This window comes from Paenarthrobacter sp. C1 (assembly GCF_049315185.1).
Taxonomy (GTDB): domain Bacteria; phylum Actinomycetota; class Actinomycetes; order Actinomycetales; family Micrococcaceae; genus Arthrobacter; species Arthrobacter nicotinovorans.
Genome location: NZ_CP186052.1, coordinates 3,532,875 through 3,555,805, shown reverse-complemented (window position 1 = coordinate 3,555,805; position 22,931 = coordinate 3,532,875). Strand labels below are relative to the sequence as shown.

20 protein-coding genes are annotated in these 22,931 nt (G+C 63.8%); 10 read left to right on the top strand and 10 right to left on the bottom strand.

Annotated features, from left to right (window positions below; genetic code table 11):
* The first annotated feature begins 43 nt into the window (after window positions 1–43).
* Window positions 44–589 (top strand): acyl-CoA thioesterase, encoded by a 546-nt coding sequence (locus ACNAOU_RS16635; protein ID WP_079581001.1) that lies wholly within the window; start codon window positions 44–46, stop codon window positions 587–589.
* On the opposite strand, the gene ACNAOU_RS16630 is transcribed toward ACNAOU_RS16635, so the two are convergent.
* Genes ACNAOU_RS16630 through ACNAOU_RS16620 form a run of 3 tightly spaced genes read right to left on the bottom strand, consistent with a single transcriptional unit; the run spans window position 586 to window position 3,045 of the window.
* A complete protein-coding gene (locus ACNAOU_RS16630; protein ID WP_026267019.1) occupies window positions 586–1,386 on the bottom strand; it encodes an ABC transporter permease subunit in 801 nt (266 codons plus the stop codon). The two genes, ACNAOU_RS16635 and ACNAOU_RS16630, sit on opposite strands and share 4 nt — an antisense overlap.
* Window positions 1,379–2,371 (bottom strand): ABC transporter ATP-binding protein, encoded by a 993-nt coding sequence (locus ACNAOU_RS16625; RefSeq protein ID WP_422757255.1) that lies wholly within the window; start codon window positions 2,369–2,371, stop codon window positions 1,379–1,381. The genes ACNAOU_RS16630 and ACNAOU_RS16625 overlap by 8 nt, the downstream gene beginning before the upstream one ends.
* A complete protein-coding gene (locus ACNAOU_RS16620) occupies window positions 2,368–3,045 on the bottom strand; it encodes a TetR/AcrR family transcriptional regulator (protein WP_422757253.1) in 678 nt (225 codons plus the stop codon). Before ACNAOU_RS16620 ends, ACNAOU_RS16625 begins: the two co-directional genes overlap by 4 nt.
* A gap of 141 nt (window positions 3,046–3,186) precedes the next feature.
* Here ACNAOU_RS16620 and trxA point away from each other — a divergent pair, with 141 nt between their 5' ends.
* Window positions 3,187–3,576 carry a thioredoxin gene (trxA, locus tag ACNAOU_RS16615; RefSeq protein WP_018776775.1) on the top strand — a complete coding sequence of 130 codons (390 nt, stop codon included), beginning with the start codon at window positions 3,187–3,189 and terminating at the stop codon, window positions 3,574–3,576.
* A gap of 97 nt (window positions 3,577–3,673) precedes the next feature.
* Here trxA and ACNAOU_RS16610 read toward each other — a convergent pair whose 3' ends face one another.
* Window positions 3,674–3,952 (bottom strand): putative quinol monooxygenase, encoded by a 279-nt coding sequence (locus ACNAOU_RS16610; protein ID WP_018776774.1) that lies wholly within the window; start codon window positions 3,950–3,952, stop codon window positions 3,674–3,676.
* 83 nt (window positions 3,953–4,035) lie between these two features.
* Between ACNAOU_RS16610 and ACNAOU_RS16605 the strand changes: the two genes are divergently transcribed.
* The gene (locus ACNAOU_RS16605; RefSeq protein ID WP_110503800.1) at window positions 4,036–5,712 is read left to right on the top strand and encodes an AMP-binding protein; all 1,677 of its coding nucleotides are present in this window, start codon (window positions 4,036–4,038) and stop codon (window positions 5,710–5,712) included.
* 132 nt (window positions 5,713–5,844) lie between these two features.
* Window positions 5,845–6,765 (top strand): endonuclease domain-containing protein, encoded by a 921-nt coding sequence (locus tag ACNAOU_RS16600; RefSeq protein ID WP_422757252.1) that lies wholly within the window; start codon window positions 5,845–5,847, stop codon window positions 6,763–6,765.
* 67 nt (window positions 6,766–6,832) lie between these two features.
* Here ACNAOU_RS16600 and ACNAOU_RS16595 read toward each other — a convergent pair whose 3' ends face one another.
* Window positions 6,833–7,804: a DNA-3-methyladenine glycosylase family protein gene (locus ACNAOU_RS16595; RefSeq protein ID WP_422757251.1), complete on the bottom strand. Its 972-nt coding sequence runs from the start codon at window positions 7,802–7,804 to the stop codon at window positions 6,833–6,835.
* A gap of 143 nt (window positions 7,805–7,947) precedes the next feature.
* Here ACNAOU_RS16595 and ACNAOU_RS16590 point away from each other — a divergent pair, with 143 nt between their 5' ends.
* From ACNAOU_RS16590 to ACNAOU_RS16575, 4 genes are read left to right on the top strand one after another with little or no spacing between them, the layout of a single operon-like run.
* The gene (locus ACNAOU_RS16590) at window positions 7,948–8,340 is read left to right on the top strand and encodes a VOC family protein (protein WP_039242487.1); all 393 of its coding nucleotides are present in this window, start codon (window positions 7,948–7,950) and stop codon (window positions 8,338–8,340) included.
* Window positions 8,341–8,385: 45 nt separating this feature from the next.
* Complete coding sequence (locus ACNAOU_RS16585; RefSeq protein WP_018776769.1) at window positions 8,386–9,771, top strand: cystathionine beta-synthase; 1,386 nt, start codon at window positions 8,386–8,388, stop codon at window positions 9,769–9,771.
* Between the two features lie 47 nt (window positions 9,772–9,818).
* Window positions 9,819–10,988 (top strand): cystathionine gamma-synthase, encoded by a 1,170-nt coding sequence (locus ACNAOU_RS16580; protein WP_018776768.1) that lies wholly within the window; start codon window positions 9,819–9,821, stop codon window positions 10,986–10,988.
* A gap of 1 nt (window position 10,989) precedes the next feature.
* Complete coding sequence (locus ACNAOU_RS16575) at window positions 10,990–12,276, top strand: glycosyltransferase 87 family protein (protein ID WP_110503804.1); 1,287 nt, start codon at window positions 10,990–10,992, stop codon at window positions 12,274–12,276.
* 91 nt (window positions 12,277–12,367) lie between these two features.
* On the opposite strand, the gene ACNAOU_RS16570 is transcribed toward ACNAOU_RS16575, so the two are convergent.
* The gene (locus tag ACNAOU_RS16570) at window positions 12,368–14,482 is read right to left on the bottom strand and encodes a phosphocholine-specific phospholipase C (RefSeq protein WP_422757250.1); all 2,115 of its coding nucleotides are present in this window, start codon (window positions 14,480–14,482) and stop codon (window positions 12,368–12,370) included.
* A gap of 164 nt (window positions 14,483–14,646) precedes the next feature.
* On the opposite strand from ACNAOU_RS16570, the gene ACNAOU_RS16565 reads away from it, so the two are divergent.
* Window positions 14,647–15,180: a winged helix-turn-helix transcriptional regulator gene (locus ACNAOU_RS16565; protein ID WP_422757249.1), complete on the top strand. Its 534-nt coding sequence runs from the start codon at window positions 14,647–14,649 to the stop codon at window positions 15,178–15,180.
* Complete coding sequence (locus ACNAOU_RS16560; protein WP_422757248.1) at window positions 15,177–16,547, top strand: MFS transporter; 1,371 nt, start codon at window positions 15,177–15,179, stop codon at window positions 16,545–16,547. The genes ACNAOU_RS16565 and ACNAOU_RS16560 overlap by 4 nt, the downstream gene beginning before the upstream one ends.
* A 75-nt stretch (window positions 16,548–16,622) precedes the next feature.
* Here the strand turns inward: ACNAOU_RS16560 and ACNAOU_RS16555 are convergent, their stop codons facing one another.
* From ACNAOU_RS16555 to ACNAOU_RS16540, 4 genes are read right to left on the bottom strand one after another with little or no spacing between them, the layout of a single operon-like run.
* Entirely contained in the window at window positions 16,623–19,709 is a 3,087-nt protein-coding gene (locus ACNAOU_RS16555) for a glycoside hydrolase family 2 TIM barrel-domain containing protein (protein WP_422757247.1), read from the bottom strand.
* Window positions 19,710–20,624 (bottom strand): carbohydrate ABC transporter permease, encoded by a 915-nt coding sequence (locus ACNAOU_RS16550; protein ID WP_422757246.1) that lies wholly within the window; start codon window positions 20,622–20,624, stop codon window positions 19,710–19,712. It abuts the gene before it with no gap.
* The gene (locus ACNAOU_RS16545; RefSeq protein WP_422757245.1) at window positions 20,621–21,568 is read right to left on the bottom strand and encodes a carbohydrate ABC transporter permease; all 948 of its coding nucleotides are present in this window, start codon (window positions 21,566–21,568) and stop codon (window positions 20,621–20,623) included. Before ACNAOU_RS16545 ends, ACNAOU_RS16550 begins: the two co-directional genes overlap by 4 nt.
* Window positions 21,565–22,899, bottom strand: coding sequence for an ABC transporter substrate-binding protein (locus ACNAOU_RS16540; RefSeq protein WP_422757244.1), 1,335 nt, complete (start codon window positions 22,897–22,899; stop codon window positions 21,565–21,567). The genes ACNAOU_RS16545 and ACNAOU_RS16540 overlap by 4 nt, the downstream gene beginning before the upstream one ends.
* Between the last annotated feature and the right edge of the window lie 32 nt (window positions 22,900–22,931).

The following is a 22,931-nucleotide window of genomic DNA, read 5'->3' as shown; positions in this document are numbered from 1 at the left end:
CGGCATCTTTCGCTGGAAGTTACTCATGGGTAACATTGTTGCCATGCATCTGCTTCTACGCACCCTCATGTTGCTGTTCACGTCCTCCAAGCGCACGCCGTTGAACGTTTGGGACGAATCGTCGCTGCCCTTGCGGGTGCTTCCCACGGACATCGACATCGCCATGCACGTCAACAATGGCATGTACTTTTCCCTGATGGACCTGGGCCGGTTCGACCTCATGGTGCGCAGCGGGATCTGGAACAAGATGCGCAAACGGGGTTGGAGCCCGGTGGCTGCCGGGGAGACCATTGCGTTCCGCAAATCCTTGCAGTTGTGGCAGCGCTACACCATTGAAACCCGCATCATCGGCCTCGATACCAAAGCGATCTACTTCGAACAGCGCATGGTGGTGGACGGTGAGATCTACGCCCGTGCCCACATCGCCACCCGCCTGGTGGCCAAGGGCAAGCCCGTGACACAGGAGGAGATCATCGCCGAGTTCGGTGCGCCGCCGGCGGACCTTGAACTGCCCGAATGGATCCACGAGTGGCGCGAAAACAACGCGCTGCCCGGAGCGCGCCGTCCCGCACCGCACGTCTGGAACTAGACCCCAACGTCCCGCCGCTGCAAGGCCAAAGTTCCCAGCGCAATCAGTGCCGCCGATATGCACAGCAGCCCTGTCACAGCGCCCCAGTCAGCCCCGTTGGTCACGGGTGAATTGCCGTACGCCCAGTGATACGGCGAAAGGTTCAGCAGCCACTCCACATCGGGGCTTTGCCGGCCCACCGCGTTGAATACGTAGCCGAGGACCGCAACAGCAGCACCGGCAGCGACTCCGTACACCTTCCGTCCCGTGAGGGCGCCGGCACACAGTGCGGCTGTACCGCTCAGAAGGGCCAGGGCGGCGAACAGCAGCACTGCGCCGAAAAGATGCCCGACGTCGATCTCAAGTTTTGCGGGTCCGTTCAGTACCAGCACCAGCACGAAGACCAACGCGGTGAGCAGCACAATGCGGACCAAAATGGCCAACGCCCGCTCAAGGACCACCTGCACGCGGGTGACGCTGTGGGCGAGGGTGAGTTCCAAAAGCCCGGACTCCTCGTCACCTCCCACCGCCGCCGCGCCCCAACCAATGGAGGCCATGGACATCAGCAGGAAGCCGATGAGTCCGAAAAGGGTGGCCTGGGTGTAGCCGGGTCCCGTCGCTATTTGGTCGTAGTTCAGGGCCTTGGTCATGCCTTGAGGGAGGGCATCAATCATTTGCTGCATCTGGGCGCTGCCTCCGATGGACGGATACAACGGCAGGTACAGCATGATCGCGCCCGTGAGTCCCAGCGCCCATGCCAAGGTGGAGCGCCACGAATCAGTCAGTGCTTTGGTGAAGAGCGGCAATGGCCTAGGCACGGTGGGCTCCTTCCGGTTGATGGCTGGCTCTCTGGGGATTTCCCGTACTGGAGGGCGCTTCGCCGCCCGTATAGAGCGTCAGGACGGCTTCTTCCAGGTCCGGCTCTTCCAGGACCAGGTCTGTCAGGTGCAGCCGTGCCAGTTCCTGGACCAAGGGCTGGATATGGCCGGACAAGGTGGCCGTGGCTTCCACGGTTCCGCTCGCATGGCCGTCTGCGGGCAGTTCCCGCACCGCGATATTGGCGACGCCCGGCACCCGGGCCAGCAGCGCGCCGACGTCGTGCGCTTCCGTTCCGGTGCTGTTGAACCGCAGCTGCCTGACCGCCGCCGTCCTCAGAGCCTCCACAGTGGAAACGGTGACGATGTCGCCGTCGCGGAGGATGGCGACGGCGTCCGCGGCCTGCTGGACTTCGCTCAGGACATGCGAGCTGAGGAACACGGTGGCGCCGCCGTCCACGGCCTCGCGGACCATGGCATGGAAGACCTGCTGGACCAAGGGGTCAAGTCCGCTGGTGGGTTCGTCCAGGACCAGGAGCTCAGGCTTGTGCATGAACGCTTGCAGGAGGCCCAGCTTCTGCTTGTTTCCTTTGGATAGCTTGCGGGTCTGCCGGTCCAAGTCCAACTGAAGGCGGTCTGCGAGATCGTTGACGTGCCGTTCATCCACCGGGCCGCTGATGGCAGCAAAATGCTCCAGCATGCGGCGGCCCGTGGTGCGGTTCTCCAAATGCAGCTCCCCGGGCAGATAGCCGATCCGCCTTCGCAGTGCCGTGCCGCCCCGCCTCGGATCCTGTCCCAAAACGGAGATGGAACCGCCGCTGGGTCGGATGATGTCCAGCAGGCAGCGCATGGTGGTGGTCTTTCCGGCGCCGTTCGGCCCGATCACCCCGAAGACTGTCCCGGGTTCCACCGCGAAATCCAGCCCGTGCAGAACCTCGCGTTGACCGAACTTCTTGCGTAACCCCTTGACGACGATTGCCTGGGTCACGGGGCATGCTCCCTTCCGTTGTTGGTGTTGTTTCCTTCCAGGGCTTCGCGGGCTGCGTGCAGGAACCGCGCGTCCGAATAGAAGCCATGCGTATAGATCTCAAGAAGAGGCAGGGTGAGCTGGCGCAGAAGGTCGGGGCCGATGCCGTTGGGTTCCGGGGCCGGAGTGCCCAGCGTCCGCGAGAGGTGCCGGCCCAGCATGAGGATCGAAAGGCTGTTGGAGGCGATGATCACCGCGATGGACAGGATGTCGTCGAATTTCCGGATGGTGCCTGCTTCGATGCCGGTGTGGATGATGTCCTGGCACTGGTTCACCACAGCGTCGAAGAAGGCGTCTCCGGCGTCGGATTCATCACCCAGGCTGCGCCGGATATAGGCGATCTCTTCCGTGTACTGGTCCGGGTTGTTCAAGTAGTCCTGGATGAGCCTGCCGCTGGAACCGGGGTCTGCTTTTTCCCTGCCCTGAGTGGCTGTGAGGGCCAGGACGTGTTGGTCACAGGCCTCTCGGAGACCGGCTTTGCTGCCGAAATGATGGATGACCAACCCCGGGCTGACGCCGGCAATGGAAGCCACTGCCCGGACTGTGGCCCGGGAGAAGCCATCTCGGCCGAAGAGTCCGATCGCGGCGTCCCGGATGCGCGCCCTGGTGGTTAAATCGTCTGCGGTTGAACGCATGTTTCATACGCTAAACACTTGTTCAATGCGAATCAAGAGATTCCTGATACGGCGGGTTGCCGCTTTATTCCCAGTGACGCGGGAAGCGAACAGGGGCCCGCCCGGCGGGACTTCACAGACCGGGACGCGTACCGTGGAACCATGGCTACAGTTGACATCACTGGTGAACAGTTCGCATCGACCATCGAAGACAACGACATTGTCCTGGTGGATTTCTGGGCTGCATGGTGCGGCCCCTGCCGGCAGTTCGCGCCCACGTACGGAGCGGCATCGGAAAAGCACTCCGACGTAGTCTTCGCCAAAGTGGACACGGAAGCCGAGCAGCAGCTCGCCGCCGAGGCCGGGATCACCTCCATCCCCACCTTGATGGCTTTCCGCGAAAAGGTGCTCGTCTTCTCGCAGCCCGGCGCCCTGAACGCCCAGCAGCTTGAGCAGGTCATTGATGCAGTGAAGGGCCTGAACATGGAAGAAGTCCACGCCCACGTTGCAAAGTCCCGTGCCGAGGCTCAGGAAAAGGCACAGGAAAACTAGACTTCATCCGGCGAAATCGCCGTTAAAGCCCGAGGTCGCCGTAAATTTACGGCGACCTCGGGGCTTTAAGGCGTAACTGCAGCGTTTAGGCGTTCTCCTAGAGACGTTCCAGCTTTACGGGTTCGGCAAGCAGCGCGCTGAGTGACTCGTTCAGGTCCTGGACAGCGATGCCCTTGGAGTGCTTGTCCAGCAGCTCCTCGGATTCCCAACGCTCGGTCAGGACAAGCTTTTCCTCGGTGGCTTCGGTCAGTTCGTAGCGGATGCAGCCAGGCTCGTTGACGACCTCATCGATCGCGATTTCCAAAGCGAGCTTCACGCGGAAGAACTCGCCCTCGTTGGGGATGAACGTGGCCTGCAGGTCAATGGGTGCACTCATGGCTCCAACCCTACCGGCAGGACACGGCGCCGCTGGAGGTGGTTACGGTTCTGTTGCGCGGCCGGGCTTGGTAGCGTTCCGTCATGTTGTCCTACACCGCCGGAGACACTGACGTCCCGCTGCTCGAAGAGACCATTGGCGCCAACTTTGAGCGCATCGCCGCCCAATTCCCTCTGCGGGACGCACTCATCGAGGCAGCCGCCTCGCCCGGCGAAGACGCCCGCCGCTGGAGCTACCAGAAACTGAACGACGACGTCGACCGCCTCGCCCGCGCGCTGCTCGCCACCGGCGTGGCCAAGGGGGAGCGGATCGGCATCTGGAGTCCCAACTGCGCCGAATGGACCATCCTCCAGTACGCCACCGCCAAGATCGGGGCCGTGCTGGTGAACGTGAATCCCGCCTACCGGAGCCATGAACTGGAATTCGTGGTGAAGCAAAACGGGATGCGGATGCTGGTGACCGCCCCCTCGGACAGGAACAGCGACTACGTTGCCATGGCCAGGCAGGCAGCGGCTGCCTGCCCTGAACTCAAGGAGATTGTGTTCCTGCCGGGAGATCCTGCGGTGGGACTCCGCGCGGGCGTTCCGGAAGCCGGCCATGAACTCACGTACGGCGAGCTCCTGACCCGGGCGGACGGCGTCGGGCCTTCAGCGGTGCGCGACCGCATGGCCCAACTGGACCCGCACGATCCCATCAATCTGCAGTACACCTCGGGCACCACGGGATTCCCGAAAGGTGCAACGCTGACGCACCACAACATCCTCAACAACGGGAACTCGATCGGGCGGCTGCTGGGCTACACCGAGCATGACCGCGTGGTGATTCCGGTGCCGTTCTACCACTGCTTCGGGATGGTGATCGGCAACCTCAACGCGCTCAGTTTCGGGGCGGCCACCATCATTCCGGGCCGGGGCTTCAACCCTTCGGCCGCGCTGGAGGCTGTGCAGGATTTTGGCGGGACCTCGTTGTACGGTGTGCCCACCATGTTCATCGCGGAGCTCGCGCTGGAGGACTTCGGCTCCTACGATCTCTCAACCCTGCGAACCGGAGTGATGGCGGGGTCGCTGTGTCCCATCGAAGTGATGCGCCGCGTCATCGATGAGATGCACATGGTGGATGTGGCCATTTGCTACGGCATGACCGAGACCTCGCCCGTGTCCACCATGACCCGCGCCGGGGACACCCTGGAACAGCGGACCTCCACCGTGGGACGGACCATGCCGCACCTGGAGAGCAGGATCGTGGATCCGGGTTCCGGGGAAGTGGTGGAGCGGGGTGTGATCGGTGAACTCTGCACACGCGGCTATGCGGTGATGCAGGGGTACTGGGGCCAGCCCGACAAGACGGCCGAAGCCATCGACGGTGACGGCTGGATGCACACGGGGGACCTGGCCCGCATGGACGAGGACGGGTACCTGGTGATTGAGGGCCGCATCAAGGACATGGTGATCCGGGGCGGGGAGAACATCTACCCCCGCGAGATCGAGGAGTTCCTGTACCTGCACCCGTCCATCCAGGATGTGCAGGTGATTGGCGTGCCGGACCAGAAGTACGGCGAGGAACTCATGGCCTGCATCATCCTCAAACCCGGTGCGGAACCGCTGACGGCCGCGGACCTGGCCGACTACTGCCGGGGCAAGCTGGCCCACTACAAGATTCCGCGTTACATCGATGTCCGTGAGAGCTTCCCCATGACGGTGTCCGGCAAGGTCCGCAAGGTGGATATGCGCCAGGAAGCCGTATCGCGCCTCCACCTCTAAAGCCAACGCGGGGTCACTTATGGCCCATGTTTCCGCCATTTATGGGCCATAAGTGACCTCGCGTTGCAGTTGTCGGGAGGCAACCTGTGGATAACTCCATTCGATGGCCGCATTGCCGAGACACTGGATTGCATGGTTCGCATCAGTCCCTTGCCCGAGGTCCTCGGCGCCCGTCCTTTCACCGTCTATGAGTCACGCGCCTTGGGCGTGCCCAGGAAGCGTCTTCGGGCAAAGGACATCAAGGATGGCGGCCGGCTTATCTATCTGCCAAGGGAAACAGATCCGGATCTCTTTGAGCGCGCTCGGGTGCTTACGGCAGCTACCCCCGGTGCCTGGGTTTCGCATGAAACCGCGGCCGAACTGACCGGGTTGGGGCTTCCGCCGTGGATGGGGGACGGCGAAACGGTGCACTTGAGCAAGCCGCATGAACTACCCCGGGTTCGGCGGGCCGGTGTAACTGGTCACAGAGTTCGTGTTTTTCCGGGCGAGGTCATGGATCACCAAGGCATTCCGGTATCGGTCCGCCCCAGAACTTGGCTTGATTTGGCGAAGTCGTTGCCGCTTCCGTATGTGATCGCGATGGGCGACCAACTTATCCGTCGGCCAAGGCCGGCCCTGGAGATGCGTACTGAGCCGTACGCCCATAGTTCCGGATTGAGGTTGCTCATCCGGCAACATCCCAACCTCCAAGGGGTGGAGAAGGCGCGTTTGGCGTTGGATGAAATGCGGGTGGGCGCGGACTCGTTTCCTGAGACGTTCCTGCGCCTGGCTATGCGGGACGCCGGTCTTCCGGAACCGGAACTGCAATTGCCGCTGAATCTCGAGGACCCGTGGTCGCCGACGGCCGACCTCGGCTATCGACGCTTCCGGATCGCGATCCAGTACGACGGCAGACATCACCTTTCCAGGGAACAGCAGTCAAGGGACAACCGGCGTGATGAAGCGTTCCTCAGCGCGGGGTGGTCGTATTTCAAAGTGAACGCCGATGACTTGGCGGAGGGGTTCGCCGGAGTGATCTCACGCATCAGATCGGTGAAACTCCGCGCCCTGTAAGCCAACGCGGGGTCACTTATGGCCCATAAAAGGGGGAAATATGGGCCATAAGTGACCCCGCGTTGCTTTAGTGGTGGCGGTGATCCTGGACGGTCATCCGGGGCCCGAAAGTGGGCTTGCGGAAGCCGCTCAAATACAACATCCGCACCAGGCGTTGCCTCTGCCCGCGCCACGGTTCCAGCAGTTCGATCATGCCGGCGTCGTCCGTTTTCTGCCCCGTCAGGGCGTAGCCCACATAGGACGCCAGATGGTAGTCGCCGACGGAGATTGAATCCGGGCAACCGTGGGTCCGCTGGACAACCTCGGCCGCGGTCCACACTCCGATCCCCGGAATCGTCTGCATCCGGGCGCCGGCCTGCACTGAATCCAGCGCAGCCAAACGTTCAAGCGCGACGGCGGATTGCAGCGCCCGCATGACCGTCGCCGAACGCTGCGGGCCAACTCCGGCTTTGTGCCACTCCCATGACGGAATGGCCAGCCACTGCCGGGCCGTGGGAGGAACGAGGAGACCGGCCGGCGCTTTGCCTGGAGCAGGCGTTCCATAGCGGTACATCAAGTAGCGGTAGCCACGCCTTGCCTCCAAAGTGGTGACCTTTTGCTCCAAAATGGTGGGCACCAGGGAGTCAACCACCCGGCCAGTGGAGGGCAGGCGAACGGCCAGGTTCCGGCGTCGTGCTTCTGTGACCCGGCGCGGGAGGGTGGCGTGGAAAGCGGGTTCATCGAAAGCGGACCAGTCGTCATCGGCGCCCAGCAATCTTGGCACTCCGGCCACTGCGTCCGTTGCGCCCGGACCCCATGCCTGGGCTTCGACGAACGAATCGGAACCGGAACCACCCCCGGACAGCCGAAGCGTCACCGGGCCGGAGGCAGCTGTGAAGGCCATCCAGAATCCGCTGGAGTGTGCGGCGAAGGACGGATCCGCGTTGCCGCGCATGAGCGGAAACATGGTTTGGTCCAGACGGAAGGGGGCTCCAGGATGCCATCTGACGGCCGCATCTGCCGCGGCCGCCACAAGGGGCGGGGCGTCTGCGATGGTCATGTTTTCATGGTCGCACGCCGGGCTGACAATCCCATCAAAAGCCTCTTTCAGTGATGGCCGCCCGGGGCTAGACTCCGTGCTGTGGCGTGGGTGGGCCGCGCCGGAACCAGGGAACAGAACCCCAAAAACGAGGAGTGCCAGCCATGGCCGCCATAGTGCATTTTGAGATTCCCACCGAAGACACCGAACGGGCCAACAACTTCTACCGGACTACTTTCGGGTGGAACCTGAGCCCCATGCAAGGGATGGATTACACCATCGCCCTCACGGCGCCGTCCGATGAGCAGACAGGCACGCCGAAGGAACCGGGCGCCATCAACGGTGCGCTGTTCCCGAGGACTGATGCGCTGAAGACACCCGTCCTGACCATCGACGTCGACGACATTGACGCCGCTTTGGGGCAGGTCGAGTCCGCCGGAGGGTCGGTAGTCCAGGCCAAGAACCCGATACCCGGCATGGGGTGGTACGGCTACTTCAAGGACACCGAGGGCAACGTGATGGGTGTGTGGCAGACCGATCCATCGGCAGGGAGCTAGCCGGCCGGTCCGGCCCCAAAGCGGGCAGGCGGTAACTTTGTATCTATGAAGTACGCCCAGTCCGTGTTGGACCTCATCGGCAACACGCCGCTCATCAAGCTCAACCACGTTACGGACGGGATCAGGGCCACGGTCCTGGTCAAGCTCGAATACATCAATCCCGGCGGATCCATCAAGGATCGGATCGCCGTGAAGATGATTGAAGAGGCCGAGAAAGACGGACGCCTCAAGCCGGGCGGAACCATCGTGGAGCCGACGTCGGGCAACACGGGCGTAGGGCTGGCCCTTGTCGCCCAGCAGAAGGGCTACAAGTGCGTTTTCGTGGTCCCGGACAAGGTGGGCGAGGACAAGCGTGCTGTCCTGAAGGCGTATGGCGCCGACGTGGTGGTGACCCCCACCGCCGTGGCTCCCGACAGCCCGCAAAGTTACTACGGTGTCTCTGACCGCCTGGTCAAAGAAATCCCGGATGCCTTCAAGCCGGACCAGTTCTCCAATCCGGCCGCCCCCGGCAGCCACTTCGAGTCCACCGGCCCTGAAATCTGGAACGACACCGATGGCCGCGTCACGCACGTGGTGATCGGAGCCGGGACCGGCGGCACCATCACCGGCACCGGCCGGTACCTCAAGCAGGTTTCGGCTGACCGGCCGGAGTCCGACGGCGGCCCGGTCAAGATCATCGGCGCGGATCCGGAAGGTTCGGTCTACTCCGGCGGTACCGGCCGTCCTTACTTCGTCGAAGGCGTGGGCGAGGACATGTGGCCCGCCAATTACGATCGTGCCGTCCCGGATGACGTCATTGCTGTTTCGGATGCCGATTCCTTCGCCATGACCCGCCGCCTGGCAAGGGAAGAGGGCCTCCTGGTGGGCGGTTCCTCGGGTATGGCGGTGGTGGCTGCGCTGCAGGCTGCCAAGGACCTGGACGAGTCCGCCGTGGTGGTGGTCATCCTTCCTGACTCTGGCCGTGGCTACCTTGCCAAGATCTTCAACGACCAGTGGATGCGCTCCTACGGCTTCCTTTCCGGGGGCGAAGAAGCTTCCGTGGGCGAGGTGCTCAAATCCAAGACGGGAGAAATGCCGGACCTGGTCCATATCCACCCCAACGAGTCCGTCCGCGACGTCATCAACATCATGAACGAATTCGGCGTCTCGCACATCCCGGTCCTCTCGCAGGAGCCCCCGGTGGTGATGGGCGAAGTCCTGGGCGCGGTGGACGAGCGAAGCCTGACCAGCAAGCTGTTCCGGGGTGAAGCGAAGCTCACGGACAAGATCGCAGAGCACATGGGGGAGCGTCTCCCGGTGATCGGCTCATTGGAGACCATTTCTGCCGCGCGCGAGCTGCTGTCCGACGTCGATACCGTCATGGTGACTTTCGCCGGCGCCCCGGTGGGCATCCTGACCCGCCACGACCTTCTCGCCTACCTGAGCAACTGAAGCGCCCCGCTTCATCCATACCGTTGAACGAACAAAGAGGAGCTTCCATGTCTGCCAACACCAACGCCGGGTTCAACACGCGCGCTGTCCACGCCGGACAGGCCTTCGAACCCCGCACCGGCGCGGTTGTCCCGCCCCTGCACTTCAGCTCAACCTACGCCCAGGACGGGATTGGCAACCTGCGTTCGGGCTATGAGTACGGCCGCGGCGGCAACCCCACCCGCGATGCCCTCCAGGAACAATTGGCAGCCCTGGAAGGTGGCTCAGCCGCATTCTCCTTCGGTTCCGGACTCGCCGCGGAAGACTCCCTGATCCGTGCTGTGGCCCGTCCCGGTGACCACATCGTTCTTGGCAACGACGCCTACGGTGGCACCTACCGGCTCATCAACCGCGTGCTCGGCGACTGGGGCATCGGAAACACCCCGGTGGACATGTCAGACCTCGACGCCGTTGCTGCCGCGGTTGCCGCGAACAAGACCCGCATGGTGTGGGTTGAGACGCCCTCCAACCCGATGATGAAGATCACCGACATCGCGGCGCTCGCCGCCGTGGCGCACGACGCCGGGGCCCTCCTGGTGGTCGACAACACCTTTGCGTCTCCCTACCTGCAGACCCCGCTCGCCCTGGGCGCCGACGTCGTGGTCCACTCGACCACCAAGTACATTGGCGGGCACTCCGACGTCGTGGGCGGCGCCATTGTGGTCAAGGACGCCGAACTGGCCGAAAAGATCGGCTTCATTCAGTTTGCCGTGGGCGCCGTTTCCGGTCCCATGGACGCCTTCCTGACCACCCGTGGCTTGAAGACCCTGGGTGTCCGCATGGACCGCCACAGTGACAACGGCCAGGCCGTGGCCGAGTGGCTGCTGCAGCGTCCGGAGGTGGAAGCTGTGCTGTACCCGGGCCTGCCGGACCACCCCGGCCACGAGCTTGCCGCGAAGCAGATGAAGAAGTTCGGCGGCATGGTCTCCGTGCAGTTCAAGGGTGGAGAGGCCGCAGCGCGGACCGTTGCCGAGAACACGTCCGTTTTCACGCTTGCCGAATCGCTGGGCGGCATCGAGTCCCTCATGAACTACCCGTCGGAAATGACGCATGCTTCCGTGAAGGGTACGGAACTGGCTGTCCCCGTCAACCTCCTGCGCCTGTCCTGCGGCATCGAGGAAGCCGAGGACCTGATCGCGGATCTTGAACAAGCTTTCGCCAAGATCAGCAACGGCTGACATGGCGGCTTCTCCTTCACAGCTGGTGGCTTCCACCACCAAACGGGGCTGGATCCTCACGGTGGCAGCAGCCGTGGCCCTCGTGGTGGCAGTGTGCTTCCTGTACGCGTACTACGAGCCGGCCCTGAACGACTTCGAGGTCTACTTCTACGGCGGCGGCAAAGTCATGGAGGGCGGTGACCTCTACGCCATCCGTGATGGATTGCCGTTTACCTATCCGCCGTTCGCGGCCCTCCTCTTTGCCGGGCTGGCGGCGCTGGGGTTCTTCGCGGCCAGTATGGTTTTCATTCTGGTGGCCCTGGCCGGTGCCGCCATTGTGGCTGCCTGGCTGGCCAGGCACTACTTCGGCCTCAAGACCTGGCGGGAGGCTTTTGCCGATTACCGTTTCAGGACTACGGCGCTGCTGGGAACCGGTGCCATTCTGTTCCTGGGCCCGTGGCGTGACACGTTCGTCTTCGGGCAGATCAACATCATCCTGATGGGCGTGATCCTGGCTGACTTCGCCCTGTACGGGAAAGCCCGTGCGGGTGCCATCCGGTGGCCTGCGGGTTTGCTGATCGGCCTGGCTGCCGGGGTGAAGCTCACTCCTCTGGCCTTTGGTTTGTACTTCCTGGTCCGTCGCGACTTCAAAGCCCTGGGGTGGATGGCCGCCGGGTTCTTTGGTTCGATTGCGGTGGCCTGGGCTGTACTGCCCCAGGCTTCGCTGGATTTCTGGACCAAGATCCTTCCCGATACCGGCCGGATCGGCGGGCCGGCCTACGTCGACAATCTGTCCGTCAAGGGCCTGCTCCTCCACTTCGGCATGCCGGACTCTTCGGTCACCAACCTGGTGTGGATGGTGCTGTCCTTGGCACTGGTGGTCGTCGCCGGCCTCATCATCAAGTGGTCGGTGGCTGTAGATGAGAATTTCGTGGCAGTATCCGCCACAGCCGTCCTGATGCTCCTGATCAGTCCGGTGTCGTGGTCGCATCACTGGGTTTGGGTTGCCGTTGCCCTGCCCAGCATGGCCTTTGCGATGCACCGGGTGCCGTCGCGGAACGGACGGATGCGGCTGGCGGGGTGGGTCATTGTGGCGTGCTCCACCGTTGCCTTTTACATGACGCCCAAGAACCTGGCCGTGTGGGCGGGTGCTGCCGAATGGGGCAAAGACCCCCAGACCCAGTGGCAGCTCATGGTGTCAAGCCTGGGCGTGGTGTGCGGGATCGCGATGATGGTCTATTGGGCATTGGCGTACCACCCGTCCCGGGCCGGACTGGTTCCCGGTGGAACCAGCCTGAAACAGCGCTGACCCCTCCACGAAGGGCACCCCGGCCTTGCCCGCCTGCCACACCCTTTTGCGGTGAGGAGGCAGGACAAGGGCAGGATGCGCCAATCGTCCGTTAGCCGGAGATGCCTTCCTGTCCGTCTTCCTGGCGACCGGTCAGCCGGCGTCGGAACGTAGCGTCCTCGGCAGCGGTGACCTCCAGGTCATACCAACCGTTCAAGGTTTCCCAGCCGATCTTCTTCGAGTGCCCGGCTTTGAGCTTCACACTTTCGTGGCCCTGTGCGTACTGCAGCGACTTCAGAATCAGGGTCACTGTGGCCTTGCCGTTGTTGCGCACTTCCAGTTCCACGGCCTTGTTGCCGCGACGTCCGTTGACTGAAACGTCGACGCCGGAGGCCGCGCCCGCCGTCGTTCCCTTCAGTTCGTACTGGAAACGGTTGGGGCCGGTGACGACGACGTCGAATCCGCCTGAGGCAGGCGCGAGCTCCACCGTGGCATTCCCGAGGACGTCCACATGCCGTGGCTCCGTGACTTCGCCGGCGTAACCGTAGATGGCGAAATGGGTCGACCGGGTGCCTGAGTTCCCCAGTGCCAGGGTGATTTTGCCGGGCAGCACAGCGGCCGAAACCTGCGGGCGGTAGGGGAGGGGCCTGGCCGGGCGCGTGCCACTTTCCTGGATCGGCGCCACTTGGACGGCGGGTGGGGTGGGCCGCCAACGGCTGATCTTGGCGGGCACGGATGCTGGGTGGTCCAGAACCGGCGGCTTACCTGGCGAGCTGAAATTGAAGACGCCGGTCAGGTCGCCGCAGACTGCCCGGCGCCAGGGAGAGATATTGGGTTCCTGCACACCGGTCCAGCGTTCGAGGAAGCGAAGGACTGAGGTGTGGTCGAAGATTTCGGAGCTGACATAGCCACCCACCGTCCAGGGGGAGACTACCGTCATGGGTACCCGTGGACCCAGCCCGATGGGCAGCGCCGTGGTCCAGTCGGCGGATTCGCCTGTTGACGGCCGCGGCTGGACGGGTGGCGGGACGTGGTCGAAGTAGCCATCGTTTTCGTCGAAGTTGAGGAAGATCGCGGTGCTGTCCCAGGTATCGGGGTTGCTCGCTACCGTGTCCAGGAGGCGGTAGACGAAGTTTGCGCTGCCCACCGGTGTCGAGGCTCCGGGATGTTCGGAGTCGGCGGCCGACGGTACCAACCAGCTGACCTGCGGGAGGGTGCCGGAGGTGATGTCGGCGCTGAGCCGTTCCAGAAGGGTGTCCGGGCGGCCACGCCACATGGCTTTGTCGAACAGCGACCTTTCGGCCTCCGTGAGGGTGGCGCGGCCCTTCTCCAGCTGGGCCAGGAGGCGCTCCTGCTCGTCGGCCGTCTTGCCTGCCAGTTGGTCGTAGAACTCCTCGGTGGTGCGCAGCTTGCCGTCAACCGAGGCCAGCATCTTCCGCCCGATCACTTTGAAGGTCTGGAAGTACTCCACGGCGTTGTCCGTGAAGTTGTCCCAGTCCTGGTAGATCCTCCATGAGACCCCGGCCTGTTCCAGCCGTTCAGGGTAGGTGGTCCAGTCGTAGCCGCCGTGGTCATAGCCATAGGCCGCATTGGTCACAGCCCGGTTGTTCGTGCCGGGCTCCTTGCCGGTGGTACCGCTCCAGAGGTAGTTGCGGTTGGGATTGGTGGAGCCGTTGACGGAGCAATGGTAGGCGTCGCAAATGGTGAAGGTGTCTGCGAGCTCGTATTGCAGCGGGATGTCCTGGCGCTCGTAGAAGGTCATGGTGGATGCGCTCTTGGCAGGAATCCACTGATCGCACCAGCCGTTGTTCCACGCCCGGGTGGTCCCTTTGAAGGAATGGTCGAGGTCGCCCAGGTATTGGATGTCGGTTCCGGGTCGTCCCGCGAGTTCGGCTGCCTTGCGCAGGGAGAACGGCAGGACGGTTTCCCCGGTGGCGCGTGGCTGTTCGAACATGGATTTTCCGTTGGGCAGCCGGGTGACGGAATGGTCGCCGTAACCCCGGACTCCGCGGAGCGAACCGAAGTAGTGGTCAAAGGAGCGGTTCTCCTGCATCAGCACGATCACGTGCTTGATGGATTGCAGGCTCCCCGGCGGGGTTGGCCTGGCCATCGCCGCCTGCACGGAGGGGGGAAGCAGTGATCCGGCTGCCGCCAGCGCCGTCGCTGCCGCTGCCGTGCCGAGGAATCCACGCCGGGAGATTCCGGGAGATTCGGTTGAACGTTTCACCAAGTCAGGGTTGTTCAAGGACATTCAGGGTGCCTTTCGTGGTCAGAGTAGACCCGGCAAGCGTAGGCACCCCAGATGAACCGTGAGTGAACCTGGCAGAACCTGCAGGGTGTGTCGCCGTCATCCTCTAGCTTTCTTTAGGAAAGTCAACTAGCTTGGTTCGCATGCCTCTTCGCTCTGACTGGTCTGCCCGCACGTGCAGCCTCGCCCGTGGCCTTGATGTCCTCGGAGATCCCTGGGGAAGCCTGGTGCTGCGGGAAATCTTTTTCGGCAACGGCCGTTTCGACGCCATCAAGCAACGGCTCGAAGTAGCCGATACAGTCCTCAGCAAGCGCTTGGGATGGTTGCTCGAGGCCGGTTTGCTGGCACAGCGCCCCTACCAGGACGGGAGCCGCACACGGCAGGAGTATGTCCTCACCGCCAAGGGCGAGGACTCCCTGCCCGTCCTGAACGCCATCATCATCTGGGCAGAGAAACACTTGGACGCACCCAACGAGGTATCCCACATGCGGGTCCTCCACACGGACTGCGGACAGGCGACGTCGTCGGCCGATACCTGCACCCACTGCGGCACCCGCCTGACCGCCGCCAACACGAGCTGGCACAGCTTCAAGCGGACGGACCACCCGGTTCCGCTCGCCGTGGCGCCATCTGAAGCGCGCACAACAGCTCCCTCTGAAACGGAGATCCCCGCATGACCGCTCCCGACGTCACAGGGGTCCCCACCGAACCGCCGCGGCTTCCTTCCGGCAAGCGTCGCCGTCTCCACCCCGCCTGGATCGTGGCGGCAGTGGCCTTCCTTGCGCTGGTGGGAGCTGCCGGTTTCCGTGCAGCACCCGGCGTGCTGATGGTCCCGTTGCAGCAGGAGTTCGGCTGGTCCACCACGGTGTTGTCCTTGGCTGTCAGCATCAACCTGGTTCTCTTCGGGCTGACGGCACCTTTCGCTGCGGCCCTCATGGAACGCTTCGGCATCCGCAAGGTAACCGCGTTGGCGCTGTGCTTGATCGGTCTGGGTTCAGCTTTGACTGTCTTGGTGAACCAGTCGTGGCAGATCCTGCTTACGTGGGGAGTGCTCATCGGGCTGGGAACGGGATCCATGGCACTCGTCTTCGCGGCGACCATCGCCAACACCTGGTTCGCCAAGAGCCGCGGCCTGGTCATCGGCATCCTCACGGCAGGAAGTGCCGCCGGCCAGCTGGTGTTCCTGCCCTTCATTGCCGCCCTTGCGCAGAACCCCGGGTGGCGTGGAGCCTCCCTCCTTATCGCTGCGGGTGCGCTCGCAGTGGTACCGCTGGTGCTGCGGTGGTTGCGGAACTCGCCGGCCGACGTCGGGGTGTCGCCTTATGGGGCTGAGGAACCGGTGGTTCCCGCCGCCGACGCCGGAGCCACCCCTGCGGCGTCCGGCAAGCCTGAGCCTGCGCTTCCCAAAGACTCCGCGAACGCTGCCGTCCGAGCCCTGCAGGTGCTCAAGCGGGCCGCCAAAGTGCGGACGTTCTGGGCCTTGGCCGCGGGCTTCGCGATTTGTGGAGCCACCACCAATGGGCTGATCGGCACGCACTTCATTCCGTCGGCACACGACCACGGCATGCCCGAAACCACGGCGGCAGGCTTGTTGGCCGTCGTCGGGATTTTCGACATCGTGGGGACCATCGCCTCCGGCTGGCTGACCGACAGGTTCAACCCGAAAGTCCTGTTGGCCGTGTACTACCAGTTCCGGGGGATCGGGCTGCTGGTTCTGCCGTTGCTGCTGGGCTCATCCGTGGAACCGAGCATGATCATCTTCGTGGTGGTGTACGGACTCGATTGGGTAGCCACCGTGCCACCCACCGCAGCCATCTGTCGCTCGGTGTTCGGCGCAGACGGTTCTGTGGTGTTCGGCTGGGTGTTTGCCGCCCACCAACTCGGGGCCGCTGCGGCCGCCCTGGCTGCCGGGTTCATCCGCGACGCCACCGGTCACTACAACTACGCCTGGCTGGGGGCGGCAGCCATGTGCACGGTGGCTGCGGTCATCAGTGCCACCATCCGCAAGGACGCGGCGAAGAAGGAACCCATCGCTGTTGCCTGAAGATGTTGCGGGGCCCGCTCTGCGCTCCATTTTCCTCTGGAGTCGCGCAGAGCGGGCCCCACAACGGAAGGGGTACTAGCCCGCTGCGGTTATCCGGAAGGTCAGCGACCGGGCTTCGGGCCGCAAGGCGTAATCCGGCCAGACGTCCGGTCCGCATGCCCTGGACCCTAGGCCGTGCTGTGCCGCGTCCAGGTACAGGTAGCTGCCTTGGCTCGCCGGCAGCTCATGCGGGTGTGCGGCCGCGGAGATCTCCTGGGCTGTGTGCCGGGAAAGTGTGAAGCCCGGCAGGCGGCCACGGGAGTCCGGGAACGCATTGAACTGCAACCAAGGACTACCGGAGTCCTGCAGTTCCAGTGACCGTACGGCACTGCGATGACCCGACTCCTGGGGTTTGGCGTACGGAACTGCGAGCTCGTCGATTCCTGCCGAGTACCGTCCCACCAGTGTCGCGCGCATGCTGTCGGGGTAGGACTCGCGGGGACCCGTGCCGAACCACGACGCGCCATCTACGGAATCTGGAAGGTCCAAGCGGACGCCCAATCGTGGCCAGATAATGTCCCAACCGGTGCTCGGTACGATGTCCACGCGAAGCCACAGTTCGCCCTCGCACATTTGCCAGTTTTCCTCCACGGAGACCCAACGGGCGGTGTCGGCTGCGGAGTAGCGGGTCTGGATCACCACACCCGAATCGTCGGCGGACACCTTTTCAACCCGGCCCGTGAGCCGGTCCAGGCCAGCGGCGCGCCAGACGGTTTCCATGGAAGGGGCCGGAACGCCGTCGCCGTTGTTGAGCCAAGGATCAGCGAGGTCGTAGCTGCCGCGTCCGGCGCCGGCGTCGTTATCCGTAGGGGCGCGCCACAACTCCAGACGGGGACCGCCAACCGGCAGCCCGGCCAGCGAAACCAGGCGTCCTTCTTCGAACCGGGCAGGTCCAAGGTTGAGCGTTGAATCCACCGCCGCCATGGCCCGCCCGGCCGATGCCAGGGGTCGCGGGGCTGCCAAGCGGGGACGTGTCACCGCCAGTTCCAGCTGTGCCGCGGAGATCACGTGCCCGGCCTCGGCCCAGGCAGTGTCCTTGCGGAGCACCGCCTCAACCGTGAGCCAGTGTTCGCCGCTTCCATTACTGTCCAACGGTGGAAGTTCAATGCGCGCCGTGCCACCGGCGCCGAGTGACGCGCCCGTGGAATCAACAACGTCGAGCTCCCCGGACACGCCAAGCACGCCGTCCACCTCGGTTCGCCAGCGCAGCACGACATCCGACGCATCAGCGGTGTGCCTCAGGTTGGCGACGGAGACGAAGCGGCGAGTGCCGCCGTCGTTCGTTTCGGTGGAGAAGCCCAAGCGGATCGGTGCGACGATCTGCTTGTACTCAAAGAGGCCAGGGCTCGGCGTGGAGTCGGACAGCACCATGCCGTCCATCACGAAGTTGCCGTCGTGCACTACCTCGCCGAAATCCCCGCCGTAGGCGAAGAATTCCGTGCCATCGGCGGTGGTGGTCCTGATGCCGTGGTCCCGCCACTCCCAGACGAAGCCGCCGTGCAGCCGGGGGTAACGGTCCACCAGGTCCTCGTATTGGTCGATCGCGCCCGGGCCGTTGCCCATGGCGTGCACGTACTCGCACAGGATGAAGGGCTTGGTGCGTTGCCGGGCCGACTCCGCAGCGGAGCAGCCGAGCAGAAGGGAACCTGAATCATCGCGCCCGATCGCCTCTGTTTCCGGTACGGACGAGTACATCCGCGAGTACACGTCCGTATAGGCGCCCGTGTAGTCACCCTCGTAGTGGACGGGGCGGCCGGCATCGCGGGCGTGGGTCCACGCGGACATCGCAGCGAGGTTGGCGCCGGTACCGGACTCGTTGCCCAGCGACCACATGACGATGGAGGGATGGTTCTTGTCCCGCTCCACCGTGCGTTCCATGCGGTCCACGTACGCCTCACGCCAGGCGGGGTCGTCACTGGGGTTGCCCACCCAGCCGTGCCGTTCGAAACCGTGGGTCTCGAGGTCGCATTCCAGAATCACCCAGAAACCCAGTTCGTCCGCGATGTCCAGCAAGCGGGGGTGTGGCGGGTAGTGGCTGGTGCGGATCGCATTGACGTTGAACTGCTTCATCATGGCCAGGTCCGCGCGGGCAAAGTCCTCGTCGAACACGCGGCCGCGGTCCGGATGCGTCTCATGCCTGTTCACACCGTGGAACACCACGCGCCGGCCGTTCACCAGGAACCGGTCGCCCCGGATCTCCACGGTCCGGAAGCCCAACCGCAGCGAAACGGTCTCGCCTTCGCTGGCCACCGTCGCGTTGTAGAGGCGCGGAACCTCCGCGGACCAAGGCTCGACGGCGGGAATCGCCACCGGGGCGACGTCGGCAGCGGAGTTCCAGACGACGTCGATCTCCAGTTCGGGGACGGACAGGCGAACCGGGTAGGCGGCCTCACTTGCCGTGATCTCCGGGTCAATGATCCCGGCGCCGGCGGTGAAGGACGTCCGCAACCAGACGTCGTCGAGACCCTTCCGTGGCCGGGCCTGTACTGTCACATCGCGGAAGATGCCGGGCATCCACCACTGGTCCTGGTCCTCGATGTAGCTCGATGCGGACCACTGATGAACGCGGACAGCTATGACGTTCAGGCCCGCACGGACGGTGTCGGTGATGTCGAATTCCTGGGCCAGGCGGCTGCCTGTCCCCACTCCGATCTCGGTACCGTTGAGCCACACCTTGTAGCGGGATTCGACGCCGTCGAAACGCAGTACTGTCCTGTCTGCCGTGTTCCAATCCGAGGGGAGCTCGAACGTCCGGCGATAATCGCCGGTGGGGTTTTCGTCCGGGACATGGGGTGCATCCGTGGGGAACGGAAACTGGACGTTGGTGTAGATGGGCCGCCCGTAGGCGCCGTCTCCCTCCAACACCCAGTGCGCGGGAACGGGGATCCGGTCCCAGCCGGAATCGTCCAGGTCCTCTGCGGCAACACCCTCCACTGCTTCGCCCGCAGGGAGGACGCCGCGTCCGCCCGGGGTACCCGGCGCCCCGGGCAGCAGGCGGAACCGCCACTGGCCGTTCAATGAAAGAGCGGGCGCATCGCTGTGCAGCCAGCTCCGCGCGGGGAGGCGGTTGCCCGTGCCGGGCCCTGGATCCGTGATGTAGCCGGCTGTTTGGTAGGTGGTCATTTACTTGACGGCTCCTTCTGTCAGTCCACCGCGCCAGAAGCGCTGCAGAACAATCATGGCGATGCTGAGCGGAATGATGGAAAGCAGCACCCCGCCGGTTGTCAGTTCGTAGAATTCGGGCAAGCGGTCCACCTGGCTGAGCCAGTTGTTCAGGCCCAAAGTGATGGGGTAGAGCTCGGAGTCGGAGAGCATGACCAGCGGCAGGAAGTAGTTGTTCCAGATACCGACCAGCTGGAACAGGAACACCGTGACCAGCGCAGGGGTCAGTACCTTGAGCCCGATGGTATGGAAGATGCGGAGTTCGCCGGCGCCATCGATCCTGGCGGCCTCGATCAGCGAAGTGTCTACCGTTGCCTGCGCGTAGATCCTGCACAGGAACAGACCAAACGGCGAGACCAGCGAAGGCAACAACACACTCCAGTACGTGTTGGCCAGGCCCATCTGGCTGAACAGCAGGAACAACGGAAGCGCCGTCGCTGTACCGGGAACCAGCACGCCGCCGAGGATGGTGCCGAACACCAGGTTGCGTCCCTTGAACTCGTACTTGGCCAGGGCGTAGCCGCCTGCTGCCGCAAAGTACGTGGCCAGGAGCGCGCCGACGCCGGCGTAGATGGCCGAGTTCAGGAACCAGCGGCCAAAGATTCCGTTGTCGTAGCCGACTACGCGGCCGATGTTTTCCCACAGGGAGAACGTGGGAGCGAACCAGAAGCCATTGGTGGAGAAAAGGTCGGACGTGGACTTCGTGGAGGCGACGAAGACCCAGTACACGGGAATCAGGAAGTAGAGGGCAACCACCACCAAAAGGGCGGTGACAATGATGGTGGACGACCGGCGTCGTCCGGCTGATCGGTCCGGACCCGCGGACCGGGCCTTGGCAGCGGCTGCTGCGGGTGACTTGGTAGCTGTAGCGGTCATGATGACTTCCTGTTGGTCAGTGCGAGGAAGGCGAACGAAAGGGTGAAGGCGGCGACGGCGATGATGACCGACTGGGCGGCCGCGACGTTGTAGTCGTTGTAGGCGAAGGCCGTGGTGTAGGCGCTCAGGTTGGGCGTGTACTGGCTGTCAATGGCAGGGGCCACGGTTTTGAGGACCTGCGCTTCAGCGAACAACTGCAGGGTGCCGATGATCGAAAACACCGTGGTGAGCATGAGGGCCGGACGGATCAGGGGAAGCTGGATGCTGCGGGCAACCCGCCAGGTGGACGCTCCGTCCACCTTTGCCGCCTCGTAGAGTTCCACCGGAATGGCCTTGAGCTGCGCCACGATGATCAGCATGTTGTAGCCGGTGTAACTCCAGGTGACGATGTTGGCGATGGACCACAACACGCTGTTGGCGCCCAGGAAGTCCGGGGTAAGGCCGACGAGCTTGGCCGCGTCGAACAGGGGGCTGAGGCCGGGCACATAGAGGAAGGACCACAGGATGGTGGCAATGACGCCGGGAACGCCGTAGGGCATGAAGTAGGCGGCGCGGAAGAAGCCGGGCCATTTGGCCGATGCCGATTCCAACATCAAAGCCAGGACAGTGCAGAGGACGATCATGACGGGGACCTGGACGATGCCGAACAGCAGCATGCGGCCGATCGATGCCACGAAACTGCCGTCTGCCAAAGCCTGGGCATAGTTGCCGAACCCGGCGAACTCACTGGTCAAGCCCGCCTCGCCGAAGAGCCCGCTCCTGCTCACCTTGGTGAAGCTGGAGAGGATCGCCACCACAATGGGCAGCAGGAACGTGAGGGCGAAAAGCGCCAGGAACGGGGCCAGGAGAAGCCAGGGCGCGCGCGCCGCTGCGCCGATGCGCTTGCCCCGGCGGGGTGCTTCTTCGTGACGCTCTGCGGTAGGTGCCATGCGGGTGGTCGTCATGCCGTTTCCTTCCGGATGGTGAGGCCCTTGTTCTTGAAAACGGTGATGATTTGCTGCTCGGAAGCGGCAATCGAGTCCACCAGGGAGGTCCCGAAGGCCTTCTTCCGGAAGCCGTCACTGAGGATGTTGAAGGACTGCTGGGTTACGGGCCACCAGGACCAGTCAGGGTTTTGCTGCTGGGCTGCCGGGACGAAGATGTCCTGGTTGTAGTTCTGGCCGCCGAAGAAAGCCGAAGGTTGTTGCCGGTCCGTGCCAATGAAATCGGGATTCGGCGACCACCCGATGCCGCTGTTTTTGATCTCGGCGTCGATGCCATCTTTCGAAGTTGTCAGCCAGACGGCGAACTCCACCGCTTCCTTGGGGTGTTTGCTGTTGGCCAGGACGGCTGCGGTGGAACCGCCAAGGTAGCTGGAGCCGAATCCGGTGCCGCCCCACGTGGGCATGGGGGCGACGCGCCACTTTCCCTCCGAACCGCTGACGCCCTCGACCAGGGCATCGCCCCAGCTGCCGGTGACGGTGGAAGCAATGCCGCCCTTGCCTGCGGCAGCGAACCAGCCCGGTGAGAAGGCACCGTACGCAGTGGTGACGAGGTCGTCGTCGATCGCTTTGTCGAAGAAGCGCGCGGTGTTGAGCGTGGCGTCGTCGGTCATGTTGATGACCCAGCCATCCTCCTCCGGACGCAGCCATGCGGCTCCTGCCTGTCCGGCGAAAGAAGCGAAGGGTGAGGCGTCGCTGATCGGGAAGCAGTCCAGGTACGTGTCCACGGAACGAAGCTCGCGGGCCAGTCCGGCCCATTCGTCCCAGGTTTTCGGGGGAGTTCCACCCACCTTGTCCAGAATGGCCGGCTGGTAGAACATGGCCATCGGACCTGAGTCCTGGGGTATTCCGTAGACGCCGCCGGTGTAGCTGACCTGTTTCCACAAGGTGGGGTCGTAGAGGTGCGCGTGGTCGTTGGCTCCGTAGCGGGAGATGTCCACCAGTCCGTTGACCAGCATGAACTCCGGAATCGACCGCAGCTCCACCTGCGCCAGGTCCGGGCCACCCCCGGCCGCCAGTGCCGAGTAGAGCTTCTGGTATCCGCCTGCGTTGCCGCCGGGGATCCAGACGACGTCCACTTGGATGTTTGGATTCGCTGCATTCCAGATGTCGGCAACGTTCTGGAAGTCCTTCAACCAAGCCCAATACGTAAGCCGCACAGGACCACTGGCGACGGGGATGGTTGGTGCACTGTTCACGGACTGGGTTCCCGGAGTTGCGCAGCCGGACAGCAGCCCCATGGCTGCCGTGCCCAGGCCAGCGCCCAGAAGTTGTCTTCGAGTGAAACGGGTCATGAGCCTTCACCTCTTTGTGTCAGGTTGACGCT